Here is a 12,459-nt window from a genome sequence, read left to right on the forward strand (position 1 = left end):
ATGAATTAAACGATATCACAAAATAGATTTAATCTAGTGTCGACAAAGTCAAATCAATAATACTTTCTAATTTCTCTTTATCATTTGTCGTTTTTGCTAATACTCGTATTCCTACAAGTGAATTATGAATAAATTGAGAAAGCCCTTTGATGTCATTGTGTTTAGGAATTTCACCTTGATCTTGACCATGTTTAAGCAGATCAAATAATAAGGCTTCTGTATTGATAAAAATCTCTGTCGTTTTTTTCGCAACTTCCTCATCAATTAGAGATAACTCAACAGCTGCATTAACAGCTAAACACCCTTTTGGCTGATGATCTGTCGAATCAATCACCATTTCAAATAATTTTCGTATCGCCTGCTTCACTGTTAATTCTGTTTTCACTTCATTCTTCATTCGAACTTCCATTATTTCTACATAATGATTTAAGACTCGCATAAATAAAGTATGTTTGTCGCCAAATGTATCATAAATACTTCTGCGGTGAACGCCCATATGATCCACCAAGTCTTGCATGGATGTTTTTTCATAGCCCTGTTCCCAAAAAAGGGTCATTGCTTTTCTTAATGCCTTCTTTTCATCAAATTCTTTATTTCTAGCCATGTAATCCCACCTTCGAACATATTCAGGGAAAGGACTGAGAATCATTGATGTACTAGAAGCACAACCTTATACATTCATCCCTCCCTCATTCAAACAACAATTAGAGAATGATCATTCTCATTTGAGTAGCAAAGTAGTTAGATCTAACCTGTTTTTTATAATAGCATATTTAAGAACGATCGGTAAAGAATTTTGACTTCTAGTGCAATAAAAAAGCAGACCGTGATATTTTTGAGCATCTATATGGGACAATGTAAATTTCGGCATAAACCCCTTAAAACATTATGTGAATGGGGGCGAGTCATTTTTCACACAAAAAAAATACCAAAGGTCTTCAATCATTAGTATCATTGAGATGCGGCCGAGGGGACTTGAACCTCCACGGGTTATTCACCCACTAGGCCCTCAACATTATAAATCCATATCACTGGTGATGAAAGCTTGTTTTCATTACACTCCTTATATTCATTTGCCATCATTTCTATACGTTTATATCAATTATGGTTAAAAAAAACAATAAATCCGTCAGAGAAGAATTTAATTTAAAAGCGAAATAAAAAGCTGCATACTCAGGAAAAAGAACCTTTGGCGAAAAAAAAGAAAGAAGCAAACACACATCTGTAAATTTATGAGTATACATGATATACAAAAAGGTGCGCTCTAACTGAGTGCACCCTTTGTTTTTATGAATTGTATATTTCTCTGTTTAGATTCACAACATCCTCGTGGGAAAATTCAACACCTTTTTTCTCCGCAAATATTCCCATCACTTTGTCGCGAAGTAATGGTGCTTTTTCTTTTTTCGCCTCTTTCAAAGCCTTCCTGAGTTCATCTTTTGTTAGCTCTGTGCAATAAGCAGGAGTTCCTGGCTGCTGTCTCCAAGAGTCACTTAAAGAACCACTGTCTACTGCATCGAAGCCTAACTCGGATACTACGTCCATGACTACTTGTTTTTGTGATGCGATATTCGTGTTAAAATCGATATGAAAATGTGAATAAATATACTTAAACTCCCTCAATTTAATACGAATATCTCCCGAATACTCGCTTATTCGCAGGATTTCACACAAAATGAATCGGACCATTTAGTTGAATAAAGACAAAATCGACTTGACTAAAAAGTCTAATTAAGGATACTCTTAATCCTGTTTATGCAAACAAAGAAAGAAGGTTTTTCAATGAAATCTATATTATTAATCGGACAATCAAATATGGCAGGTAGAGGATTTATTGAGGATGTAGCGCTGATTTATAATGAGCATATAAATATGTTGCGAAACGGCAGGTGGCAAATGATGGCAGAACCGCTTAATTTTGATCGCCACGTATCTGGTGTTGGGCCAGCAGCCTCTTTTGCTCAGGCTTGGACGGAGGATCATCCGGGTGAGTCCATTGGGTTGATACCATGTGCTGAAGGAGGAAGCTCTATTGATGAGTGGACAATTGATGGACTATTAACAAGACATGCGATTTCTGAAGCAAAATTCGCTATGGAAACAAGTGAAATAGTGGGAATTCTGTGGCATCAAGGAGAAAGCGACAGTTACGGAGAACGTTATAAGACATATGAAGAAAAATTGCTTTCATTATTTAAACATTTGAGAGAAGAATTGAATGCACCAGATATCCCGATTATTATCGGTGAGTTGGGACATTACCTTGGAGAAGTCGGATTTGGAAAAAGCGCTGTAGAATATAAACAAATCAACCAGATATTATCTAAAGTTGCTCATACCGAAAAAAATTGCTATTTTGTAACATCAAAAGGCTTAACAGCAAATCCAGATGGCATTCATATTAATGCTATCTCCCAAAGAAAATTTGGATTAAGATACTATGAAGCTTTTTCAAAACAAAAGCATGTTTTAGACAGTTTAGACATAGAGCATGAATGGATTGAAAAGGTAGCAAAACGTGAACTAACTAAAAATGAACATATATTTGTTCAAAGTACGAAATTTGCTTTAGGACAATTGAGTTTTGGGGAGTTTTCTATTAATATCTCCAATATTAATGAACGTAAATAAAATAAAATTGTTAAACAATCGGGCGCAATTCTGAAGTAAGAATTGTGCTCTTTCTTTATGTTAAGTGCCATATTGATAAGGAACGTTTTCAATGCAATTGGAGATTTATTTTAAAATATTGAAAAATACACAATAGAAAAACATATCATACCGTATTTTGAAAATTGTATCGTCAAAAAAGTTACCCATAATGAAATTCAAGACTTTCAAAAATCACTAATTAATAAAGGACTTGAAAACAAAACAATTAATAACACAATGATCATTCTCAGCAAAATTTTTGATATAGGTATCGTAGAAGATGTTTTAATCAAAAATCCATGTGAAAAAGTGAAAAATTTAAGTGTTGTAAAGAAACAGATGAAATTTTGGACTCCCGATCAGTTCAAAGAATTCATCAATCAGAAGAAACTTATATGTTCCAATACAAAGACAGACCTCCTACCAAAGATATTTTCAGCAGAAAAATAAAACAGATTTGTCAAAGAGGAAATGTTGAGCCTATTCGTTTCCATGATCTGAGACATTCCCATGTAGCCTTACTAATCCATCAAGGGGAAGATTATTTAGTAATAAAAGAACGATTAGGACATAGTTCCGTTTCTTTTACAATGAATACTTACGGACATCTTTTTCCTAATAAACAGAAGGAAACTGCTGACCGTTTGGATGATTACTTTAAGTAACTGGTGAGTTTTGGTGAGCAAGTCTTCTTCCATAGCCGTATTTTCCGCACAAAAAAATAATACCAAAGGTGGTTAAACCCTTGGTATTATTGGGATGCGGCCGAGAGGACTTGAACCTCCACGGGTTATTCACCCACTAGGCCCTCAACCTAGCGCGTCTGCCATTCCGCCACGACCGCGTGACTATGAAATTGTTTTTCCACTAAGCATGAAAGCTAGTGATAAACACTTTAAAAATAAAGTGCGGGTGAAGGGACTCGAACCCCCACGTCGTAAGACACTAGATCCTAAGTCTAGCGCGTCTGCCAATTCCGCCACACCCGCGAAAAACAAATGGTGAGCCATGAAGGACTCGAACCTTCGACCCTCTGATTAAAAGTCAGATGCTCTACCAACTGAGCTAATGGCTCGCTCTATAAAAGTGATTGTTACAAATAAAAATGGCTGGGCTAGCTGGATTCGAACCAACGCATGACGGAGTCAAAGTCCGTTGCCTTACCGCTTGGCTATAGCCCAACGAAGGTAAGTGGTGACCCGTACGGGATTCGAACCCGTGTTACCGCCGTGAAAGGGCGGTGTCTTAACCGCTTGACCAACGGGCCGTCTGGTTGAGAACTTATCTGGCGGAGAAGGAGGGATTTGAACCCTCGCGCCGCTTACACGACCTACACCCTTAGCAGGGGCGCCTCTTCAGCCACTTGAGTACTTCTCCATATGGCTCCACAGGCAGGATTCGAACCTGCGACCGATCGGTTAACAGCCGATAGCTCTACCACTGAGCTACTGTGGAATAATCAGACTTTCTTCATTATATATGATGCGACATATAGTGTCAAGAAGCAACAATTGTTTTTTCGAGAAAGTATTGTTGTCTCTCAACGACTTTTATAATTTAACATAGGACACCGAAATGAGTCAAGCCTTTTTACAAAATTCTTTTGATTTTTCCTTTGCACTTTCCGCAGGCATATCTTTCCGGATTCATCGCCCGCTTCTTTATATACTGTTGGCCGCAAGCCGTGCATCTATACATATATGTTTTCTTTTGTACTTTTTTTGTTTGAAGCGGCGTGCAGAATCTCGGCGCCCCTACTTTCTGAAGCAGTTCTCTGAAGTCTTTGTCCCTGTGCTTGTACCCCTTCCCTTCAAGATGAAGATGGTAATGGCACAGTTCGTGTTTGATGATGCCTTCCAGCTCTGTTCGGCCGTGTTCAAGTAAATATTTCCGGTTCAATTCAATGTTATGGGAAGACAGCAGGTATCTGCCTCCCGTCGTTTTCAGCCGATCATTAAACAATGCCCGGTGACGGAACGGTTTTTCGAAATAAACGGCAGAGATGTCTTCTGTCAGCTTTTGAAGTTGTTCGTTATCCATTGTGCACCTCGCATTAAAAACATTGAACGGGACAATTTACCGTTCGCATACAATGTGTTAAAACCGCCCTCTTACTAAAAGCTGAGGAGGAATGAGCCATGCCGAATTGGCTGATGAAACAAATGCAAAAAGCATTTTTAGAAAAGGATAATTATCAAATTAAGCTTTTGAACCAATGCTGGTATTTTTATAGAAAAAAACACTGCTCGTAAGCAGTGCTTTTATTTTACCATAGACAGTGACACTCTGCCTTTTTGCACGTCTGCCCCTTCCACCCATACGGTGACGATGTCTCCGACCGATACGACGTCGAGAGGGTGTTTGACGAATTGATTGCTCAGTTTGGATATATGCACAAGCCCGTCTTGTTTGACGCCGATATCGACGAATGCGCCAAAGTCTACAACGTTGCGGACGGTGCCTTGCAGTTCCATTCCTTCCTTTAAATCCTCAAGCTGAAGGACGTCTTTTTTCAGTAACGGCTTCGGTACTTCATCACGCGGATCGCGCTCAGGCCTTGTCAGCTGCCCGCAAATATCTGCCAGCGTGATTTCCCCTATTCCGAGCTCTTGCGCCGTTTCAGACAGCGGCAGCTTGCTGATCTTCTCTTTTAGATCAGCGCTTCCGATCTGGCTTGTTGTGAGCTTGAGTTTTTTAAGCAGGTCCTTAGTTTCTTTATAGCTTTCCGGGTGAATGCCTGTTCGGTCGAGCGGTTCTTTTCCGTCCGGCACCCTCAAAAAGCCGATGCATTGCTCATACGTTTTCGCGCCGAGACGCGGGATGTCTTTCAGCTCTTTGCGATTTGTAAATTTGCCGAGTTCCTCCCGTTTTTTAACGATGTTGCCGGCAACTGTCTTGGATAATCCAGCTACATATTGAAGCAGAGCGGCTGATGCGGTATTGACGTTTACGCCGACTTGGTTAACGACGGTTTCAACAACAAAACGGAGAGATTCGTTTAATTGCTTTTGGCTGACGTCATGCTGATATTGGCCGACGCCGACTGATTTCGGATCAATTTTGACGAGTTCGGCCAGCGGGTCCTGCAATCTCCGCGCGATTGAGACGGCGCTGCGCTCTTCAACCTGAAAATCAGGGAATTCTTCCCGCGCCAGCTCAGACGCAGAATAGACGCTTGCGCCGGCCTCATTGACGATCACATAATAAATGTCCCGCTCCGTTTCTTTTAGCAGATCAACCGTAAATTGCTCCGTCTCCCTGGATGCCGTACCGTTTCCGATCGCCACGACCTCGACTTCGTACTTCTCCAAAATGGTTTTCACTTTTTCCCGCGCTTCCGCTGTCTTTTTCACGGGAGCGTGCGGGTAAATAACGTCGATTTTGAGCACCTTTCCCGTTTCGTCGACGACGGCTAATTTGCACCCTGTGCGGAAGGCCGGATCGACGCCGAGCACAACCTTTCCCTTCATCGGCGGCTGCAGCAGGAGCTTGCGCAGGTTTTCAGAGAAAATATGGATCGCCTGCGCGTCTGCTTTCTCTGACAGCTCTTTGCGGATGTCACGCTCAATGGCCGGCTGGATCAGGCGTTTGTACGCATCGTCAATGGCTTCTTTCAGCGTTTCCCTGACCGGTGTATCGCGGTGTTTAATGATGTGCTTTTCCAAATAGGCCTTTATTTGATCGGCGGGCGGTTCGATCCCAATCTTTAAGATGCCTTCTTTTTCGCCCCGGTTCATCGCAAGCACTCTGTGAGGTACGACTTTTTGAATCGGCTCTTCATATTCATAATACATTTCGTAGACGTTTTTCTCGTCATCCCCGGCTGATTTTCCTGCCGCAGATGTGAGGATTCCCTTTTTGAAGGTTTCTTGGCGTATCCATTTTCTGAAATAAGGATCGTCCGAGATTTGTTCGGCTATAATGTGCTTCGCGCCTTCGATGGCTTCTTCTCTTGAAGCCACTTCTTTTTCTGCACTTATGTATTGATCAGCCGTTTCGTGAAGGCGGTTATCTTTCGGCAGGGAAAGAATATATTCGGCAAGCGGTTCAAGCCCTTTGCTTTTGGCGACGGTCGCTTTTGTTTTCCGTTTTTGTTTGAAGGGGCGGTACAAATCCTCGACTTCCTGGAGCTTGACGGCCTGTTCGATTTTTTGCTTCAGCTCGTCTGTCAGCTTGTCCTGCTCGGAGATTAATCTGATCACTTCTTCTTTCCGCTGGCTCAGGTTTTGAATGTATTGCCAGCGCTCAGAGATCGTCTGAATCTGCACCTCGTCCATTGAACCTGTCTGTTCTTTTCGGTATCGTGCGATAAACGGGACGGTGTTGCCGTCTTCAAGCAGGCGGATTACACTTTCGACGTTTTTTTGTGATAAAGCTGTTTCTGCAGCAATTTGTTTTTTCAAAAGGGCTAACGTTTCCATATCACCAAAGCCTCCATCTCTTCATTCTTCCTCTAGTGTATCAAAAAACGGCTGAACATAAAAAAAGCAGCCTTACGATAAAAGCTGCCCGAGAATATAGGTTAAATCATCTTTTCTTGACGTTGTGTACATGTGAAGCGAATTTGATATGTCATCTATTGATTGCCCTTGTTTTAAATAGGAGCGGATATTCGGAACATCTAACCCATCAGTGTGAATGATGAATTTCGCTCCTTTTTCGTATGATGACGTATGAGTTTTGTATCTCTGCGGTTTGCCTGACAGGTAACCTGAGATCGGCAGAGGATGAAAGCTGTCGCCAGATGGGGATTGCAGAAAGAAACGGACGTTCCCGATTGAACAGTACGTCAGCTGCCTTTTGATGAAATTGATTTTTAAGATGGAGGCAGTCGCTCCTCTTTTGTTTCTCATCGCTTGGTTGCACCGTTCGATGATGCTTTCCACGTCCTCGTCTGCATAGGATTCAACGATGTCTTTAATGGCTGATGAGGACTCGTTGGCAAGTGATCCGCTCCCGAGGCCGTCCGCTACCGCACATACTAGTTCCTCTTCATTCGCCTTCATAAAAAAGCTGTCGCCGCAAACGGACTTGCCTTCTTTATTTAGTTGGTATACAAGAGTTTGAACATGTTCGTTTTCTTCAACCTGAATCATTACATTAGCTCCATGGAGGGATCTCCAATCAAGGCCTCTCTCAGTTTTTTCACCGCTTTTCTCTGCAAGCGCGAGACGTGCATTTGAGATATTCCGAGAATGTCCCCTGTTTCTTTTTGGCTTTTATTTTGCACAAATGTTAAATCAATAATTTGTTTTTCACGGTCAGACAGCACATGAAGCACGCTTTTGATCATCATTTGCTGGTTGACGCGTTCGTATCCTTCTTCTTGGGAACCGACAATGTCGAGAATGGTGACGGTGCTTCCGTCCGCGTCCGCCTCGATGCTGTGATCGACAGACAGGGCCTGATAGCTTTTCCCCATCTCCATCGTTTCCAGCACTTCCTCTTCGGACACGTCGAGATAGGCTGCGATTTCTTCGACTTTCGGTGATCGCTGCGTATCTGTCGTCAGCTGATCAACCGCCATTTTAATTCGAGGGCCGAGCTCCTTGATCCGTCTCGGAACGTGGACGCTCCATGTTTTGTCCCTGAGGAAGCGTTTAATTTCTCCGATTATGGTCGGGATCGCAAAGGCTTCAAATGCTTTTCCGACTTCAGGATCATATCTTTTGATGGCGCCGAGCAGCCCGATCATCCCGACTTGGCGAAGGTCTTCGTGAAAGCTTTTGCCTTTTGAATATTTCTTCGCCAGCATTTCGACAAGATTGGTATACACTTCGACGAGTGTTTCCTGGGCTTCTTTATTATCATTTATTTGAAATTCGCGTATGAGCCGATCAACTTCATCTTTAGTTAGTTTCGTAGTTTTTGATGGTTGTGCCATGATCAACTCGCTCCCCATGTAAATACTTTGTCATCGCCACGGTGACGCCAGAGTTGCTTTGAACTTTGACTTCGTCCATGAGCGTTTCCATTAAATATAGACCGAGCCCTCCTTCTGATAATTGATCGACTGTGTGCGAAGGTGTGTACGGTCCGAGATTCTGATGCTTTTGATCGAAATCAAAACTGTCTCCCTGATCCGCGACAATTACCTCAAGCCGATCCTCAAACACACCGAATCGTACGGATACTTCACCCTTGCTGTCATCTTTGTAAGCATGCTGAACAGCGTTTGTACAGGCTTCACTGACAGCAATTTTCAAATCTTCAATTTCATCGTAGGTATAGCCCATTCTGCTTGCGACACCTGAAAGTGTAAGCCGGACGATTCCTACATATTCCGGTTCGGCCGGAATCTTCATTTCTATATAATCAACTGATGTCTTCATTGCACGCCACCTTCTGACTTTGCCGAAATATCAATGATGTCCTTAAGCCCAGTGATCTCAAACAGCCGAACGAGACGGTCAGAAAGATTTTCAAGCTTCATGGAGCCGCCTTCCTTACTGACCGTTTTAAACACGCCTACAAATACGCCTAAACCCGTACTGTCCATATAGTTCACATCTTTTAAGCAGATTCTCATGTCTTTTCCCTCGCTTGCCAGGGGCATCAGCTTTTCACGAACGACCGGAGCTGAGTATACATCAATTTCTCCAGCGATATTGACCTGTATATCTGAAAGATTCTGCTTCATATCTACTTTTAAATTCATCGTATCACCTCTGAAAGTTATCCTTACTAATGCTAATGGTTAATTACCCGAGATGCTGTTTCTTTAAACCTTTCTTTTTAAAACAATTAACGTAAAATCATCATGCAGCTGAAAATCCTGAAGCTGCAGCAGGCTGTTGTAAATATTTTTGACCATGTCCTGCGCGGAGCATTCCATGTGCTCTTCCAGCATGTTCTGAATGTCGCGGCGTTCTAGGAAACCATTTTCTGTCCGGCATTCGGTGACGCCGTCAGAAAAGAGAACGATCATGTCTCCCTTGTCCATGTGCTGTTCATATTGGTCGTAATCAAAATCCTGAGATATCCCCAGCACCAATCCCTTTGCCTCTAAATCATAAAACTTGTTTTCTTTTTCGGAGTAGTAGAAGCCCGGCTCATGCCCGGCTGAAGCATATGTAAATTGGTGGCTTTTCGTATTGTAGTTTGCATAAAACATGGTGATAAACATGCTTGCGTCCACATTTTGTTCTACAACGCGGTTAAGATTTTTCAGCACTTGGGAGGGGTGAATGCCGATCTCAGGCAAAGAGTCCATGGCATACTTAATCATCGACATGCACAAAGCGGCGGGGATTCCTTTCCCAATCACATCGGCTATCGCAATGTTAATAGATTCCTTGTCTTTGACGAAGTGATAATAATCACCGCTCATTTGTTTAGCGGGAACGCTGATTGCGCCGATATCCAGCTCTTCTTCATCGGGAATTTTTGTACCGAGCAGCGTTTGCTGGACATTTGCGGCGATTTCAATCTCTGAGCGCAGCTCCTGCTGGATATCTCTCAGGCTTTGATGTTCCTGATAGGCCATCCCGTAGCCAATCATGACTTCTATTAAAAAATCCAGCGAATGAAAAACATCTTCCGGCAAATCCGGATACAGCTCCTTCACTACTTTTCGGTGGATGCTTATAATTTCCTCCGGAGGAACTTGATGTTCAATCGTTTTTCGGCTGAATTTTTGAGCTTGATATAAAGATGTTTCCGTTAATTCGGCTATATAACGGCTAAGCAGCTGGTGATACCGCTGCTCAATAACCTCCCTGAAATCCACGTTTTTACCTCCTACCGAAGCCATTTTACGGCTTGAATCTCTGTTCCTTCCTCTGCAACAGATTGCAGGCTGAATTCATCCATCAGTCTTTTTACACCCGGAAGCCCAGCTCCCAGTCCGCCTGACGTTGAAAAGCCGTCTTCCATCACTTTACGGATATCGGGGATTCCGGGTCCTTTGTCTTCCGCTATGATTTTAAGGCCTTTTTTTCCTCTGTCGTTTACTCGTTCGATGCTCACCTGGCCCTTGCCGGCATATAAATAAATGTTTCTGGCCAATTCTGAGATTGCCGTCGTGATTCTGGCCTGATCCACCGTCCCGAAGCCTAATTCCTTCGCAACATTGCGGCCAAGCTGTCTGGCGGCTACGATATCCCATTCTGTCATGATTTTTACACAGGATTGGTCGTTCATCGCTATTCCCCCAATTCCCGCTTCAATGTCTCAAGCCCTTGCTCCAAATCGAGCGCTGTTTCGATTTCTTCAAGTGAGATTCCCAGTTCAATCAGCGTTACCGCTACAGCGGGCTGAATCCCCGTTAATACCACTTTGGCACCCATCAGTTTTGACATGGTAATGACGTCTCCGAGAACTTTTGCGATAAATGAGTCAATCATGTCAACGGATGTAAGATCAATCACGACCCCATTTGCGCCGGTTTCATAAATTTTGTTCAGCAGGTCCTCTTGAAAATGCAAAGCAGTTTGATCGTCGAGTTCCCATTGAATGGATACTAATAAGCAGTTATACAGTTTCAGAATCGGGATTTTTGGATGTCTCACAATGTTATTCCCCCAATGAAACGATTTTTCGATTTGTCATCTCCAGCGCTGTTTGAATTCCTTTTTGAAGGGTATTCTTCGTAATAACCTGCGACAAATCAATTCCCAGATTAACGATCGTTTGCGCGATTTCCGGACGGATTCCGACTAGCAGGCATTTCGCTCCGACAAGCCTTACCGCTTCTGATGCCTGAATGATGTGATGCGCGACCATCGTATCGACGACCGGCACGCCTGTAATATCAATCAATACGACCTGCGCGCGATGTTTGACGACGCCGTTCAAAAGGTTTTCCATAATCTGCTTCGCACGCTCCGTATCAATCGTTCCGACAAGCGGCATAACAGTCACGTGCTCAAACACTGGGATGAGCGGCGCCGACAGCTCCTGAAGCGCGATTTTTTGAAGGGATACCGTCTTTTCCCAAGAGATGGAATACTGATTGAAAATTTCTGTGTTAATCGGATTGAAAATGCTGTCAATCTGCAAAATTAACGCCGCTCTGTCCTGATCGGCCGCAGCATGGTCAACCATTGTTTCGTAAAGCAGCTTCCAAAACTCTGACAGGGTGGCGGACAGAAGTTTCAGCGACAGGCCGAGCTGCACCGCGCGCAGAGCAAGCTGGCTGATCTGTTCTTCCGCTGCTTCTTCATCCTTCGATGACAGTAAAAGAATGTCTATATAATCCTTGCAGATATTTATATATATTTGATTGTTAAACTGATAATCTTCCTGATTGCCTACTTCTTTTAATTTGCTTGTCCAAGTATGAAGCAATTCATCATGCTGGTCGATAATAAACTGGTAAATATCTTGATTCGACATGGATTTCAATGACCTCCCGACACAAAACAACAATTTTGTTTGATTATCTATTCATTATAGCGCTAATGTTTTTCGAAAACAAAAAAAGTTGCTCTATATGAGCAACCGGGAAGATATTACTAAAAATCAATGAGTGCCAAACTGATTTGCAGGGCTTCATCAACCTTATCCATCATTTCATCATCCAGATGAGTTATTTTATCCGTTAACCTTTGCTTGTCAATCGTCCGAATTTGCTCCAGCAAAATAACGGAATCTCTTTCAAAACCGTAGCGTTTTGCATCAATTTCGACGTGGGTTGGTAATTTCGCTTTCTGTATTTGTGCTGTTATGGCTGCAACAATAGCAGTCGGGCTAAAGCGATTTCCGATATCATTTTGAATCACTAAAACCGGGCGTACGCCGCCTTGTTCTGAGCCAACAACAGGAGATAAATCAGCAAAATAAACATCGCCGCGCTTAACAATCAAA

Annotated in this window: 14 protein-coding genes, 7 tRNA genes and 2 pseudogenes; 3 read left to right on the top strand and 20 right to left on the bottom strand. The window is 42.7% G+C overall.

Annotated elements, in window-relative coordinates:
* Positions 1 to 28: 28 nt before the first annotated feature.
* Together J7E26_RS04025 and J7E26_RS04030 are read right to left on the bottom strand one after the other, a co-directional pair.
* Positions 29 to 604 carry a TetR/AcrR family transcriptional regulator gene (locus tag J7E26_RS04025; protein ID WP_214801530.1) on the bottom strand — a complete coding sequence of 192 codons (576 nt, stop codon included), beginning with the start codon at positions 602 to 604 and terminating at the stop codon, positions 29 to 31.
* A gap of 683 nt (positions 605 to 1,287) precedes the next feature.
* Positions 1,288 to 1,566 (bottom strand): annotated as a pseudogene (locus J7E26_RS04030) (3-hydroxyisobutyrate dehydrogenase); the annotation flags it as partial.
* 216 nt (positions 1,567 to 1,782) lie between these two features.
* Between J7E26_RS04030 and J7E26_RS04035 the strand changes: the two are divergent.
* Both J7E26_RS04035 and J7E26_RS18525 read left to right on the top strand, forming a co-directional pair.
* On the top strand, positions 1,783 to 2,631 hold the full coding sequence (locus tag J7E26_RS04035) for a sialate O-acetylesterase (RefSeq protein WP_214801533.1): 849 nt from the start codon (positions 1,783 to 1,785) through the stop codon (positions 2,629 to 2,631).
* 117 nt (positions 2,632 to 2,748) lie between these two features.
* Positions 2,749 to 3,317, top strand: a pseudogene (locus J7E26_RS18525) (tyrosine-type recombinase/integrase); the annotation flags it as partial.
* Positions 3,318 to 3,412: 95 nt separating this feature from the next.
* On the opposite strand, the gene J7E26_RS04045 reads toward J7E26_RS18525, so the two are convergent.
* The 8 genes from J7E26_RS04045 to J7E26_RS04080 form a co-directional block, all read right to left on the bottom strand.
* Positions 3,413 to 3,496, bottom strand: a tRNA-Leu gene (locus J7E26_RS04045).
* 63 nt (positions 3,497 to 3,559) lie between these two features.
* Positions 3,560 to 3,641, bottom strand: a tRNA-Leu gene (locus J7E26_RS04050).
* A gap of 10 nt (positions 3,642 to 3,651) precedes the next feature.
* Positions 3,652 to 3,727, bottom strand: a tRNA-Lys gene (locus J7E26_RS04055).
* A gap of 31 nt (positions 3,728 to 3,758) precedes the next feature.
* A tRNA-Gln gene (locus tag J7E26_RS04060) sits at positions 3,759 to 3,833 on the bottom strand.
* A gap of 11 nt (positions 3,834 to 3,844) precedes the next feature.
* Positions 3,845 to 3,919 (bottom strand) — tRNA-Glu (locus J7E26_RS04065).
* 19 nt (positions 3,920 to 3,938) lie between these two features.
* Positions 3,939 to 4,029 (bottom strand) — tRNA-Ser (locus J7E26_RS04070).
* A 3-nt stretch (positions 4,030 to 4,032) separates the two neighbouring features.
* Positions 4,033 to 4,107: transfer RNA gene (locus J7E26_RS04075), tRNA-Asn, on the bottom strand.
* 135 nt (positions 4,108 to 4,242) lie between these two features.
* Positions 4,243 to 4,692, bottom strand: coding sequence for a SprT family protein (locus J7E26_RS04080; RefSeq protein WP_214801535.1), 450 nt, complete (start codon positions 4,690 to 4,692; stop codon positions 4,243 to 4,245).
* Positions 4,693 to 4,790: 98 nt separating this feature from the next.
* On the opposite strand from J7E26_RS04080, the gene cmpA reads away from it, so the two are divergent.
* Entirely contained in the window at positions 4,791 to 4,904 is a 114-nt protein-coding gene (gene cmpA / locus J7E26_RS04085; protein ID WP_003156164.1) for a cortex morphogenetic protein CmpA, read from the top strand.
* Between the two features lie 9 nt (positions 4,905 to 4,913).
* Here cmpA and J7E26_RS04090 read toward each other — a convergent pair whose 3' ends face one another.
* The 10 genes from J7E26_RS04090 to ndoA all read right to left on the bottom strand — a co-directional run bounded on the left by J7E26_RS04090 (position 4,914) and on the right by ndoA (position 12,458).
* Positions 4,914 to 7,073 carry a Tex family protein gene (locus J7E26_RS04090; protein ID WP_214801538.1) on the bottom strand — a complete coding sequence of 720 codons (2,160 nt, stop codon included), beginning with the start codon at positions 7,071 to 7,073 and terminating at the stop codon, positions 4,914 to 4,916.
* Positions 7,074 to 7,145: 72 nt separating this feature from the next.
* Positions 7,146 to 7,748, bottom strand: a complete 603-nt coding sequence (gene rsbX, locus J7E26_RS04095) for a phosphoserine phosphatase RsbX (protein WP_214801541.1) — start codon at positions 7,746 to 7,748, stop codon at positions 7,146 to 7,148.
* Complete coding sequence (gene sigB, locus J7E26_RS04100) at positions 7,748 to 8,536, bottom strand: RNA polymerase sigma factor SigB (protein WP_214801546.1); 789 nt, start codon at positions 8,534 to 8,536, stop codon at positions 7,748 to 7,750. The genes rsbX and sigB overlap by 1 nt, the downstream gene beginning before the upstream one ends.
* Positions 8,502 to 8,984 (bottom strand): anti-sigma B factor RsbW, encoded by a 483-nt coding sequence (rsbW, locus tag J7E26_RS04105; RefSeq protein WP_214801549.1) that lies wholly within the window; start codon positions 8,982 to 8,984, stop codon positions 8,502 to 8,504. Before rsbW ends, sigB begins: the two co-directional genes overlap by 35 nt.
* Positions 8,981 to 9,310, bottom strand: a complete 330-nt coding sequence (gene rsbV / locus J7E26_RS04110; protein WP_214801552.1) for an anti-sigma factor antagonist — start codon at positions 9,308 to 9,310, stop codon at positions 8,981 to 8,983. Before rsbV ends, rsbW begins: the two co-directional genes overlap by 4 nt.
* A 63-nt stretch (positions 9,311 to 9,373) precedes the next feature.
* The gene (locus J7E26_RS04115; protein ID WP_214801555.1) at positions 9,374 to 10,381 is read right to left on the bottom strand and encodes a PP2C family protein-serine/threonine phosphatase; all 1,008 of its coding nucleotides are present in this window, start codon (positions 10,379 to 10,381) and stop codon (positions 9,374 to 9,376) included.
* 11 nt (positions 10,382 to 10,392) lie between these two features.
* Positions 10,393 to 10,794: an anti-sigma regulatory factor gene (locus J7E26_RS04120; RefSeq protein WP_214801558.1), complete on the bottom strand. Its 402-nt coding sequence runs from the start codon at positions 10,792 to 10,794 to the stop codon at positions 10,393 to 10,395.
* 2 nt (positions 10,795 to 10,796) lie between these two features.
* Entirely contained in the window at positions 10,797 to 11,162 is a 366-nt protein-coding gene (gene rsbS / locus J7E26_RS04125) for an RsbT antagonist protein RsbS (protein WP_003156180.1), read from the bottom strand.
* A 4-nt stretch (positions 11,163 to 11,166) separates the two neighbouring features.
* Complete coding sequence (locus tag J7E26_RS04130; RefSeq protein WP_214801561.1) at positions 11,167 to 11,988, bottom strand: STAS domain-containing protein; 822 nt, start codon at positions 11,986 to 11,988, stop codon at positions 11,167 to 11,169.
* 119 nt (positions 11,989 to 12,107) lie between these two features.
* Positions 12,108 to 12,458 carry a type II toxin-antitoxin system endoribonuclease NdoA gene (gene ndoA / locus J7E26_RS04135; RefSeq protein ID WP_003156187.1) on the bottom strand — a complete coding sequence of 117 codons (351 nt, stop codon included), beginning with the start codon at positions 12,456 to 12,458 and terminating at the stop codon, positions 12,108 to 12,110.
* Position 12,459 lies beyond the last annotated feature (1 nt).

This window comes from Bacillus sp. ISL-51 (assembly GCF_018613535.1).
GTDB lineage: Bacteria > Bacillota > Bacilli > Bacillales > Bacillaceae > Bacillus.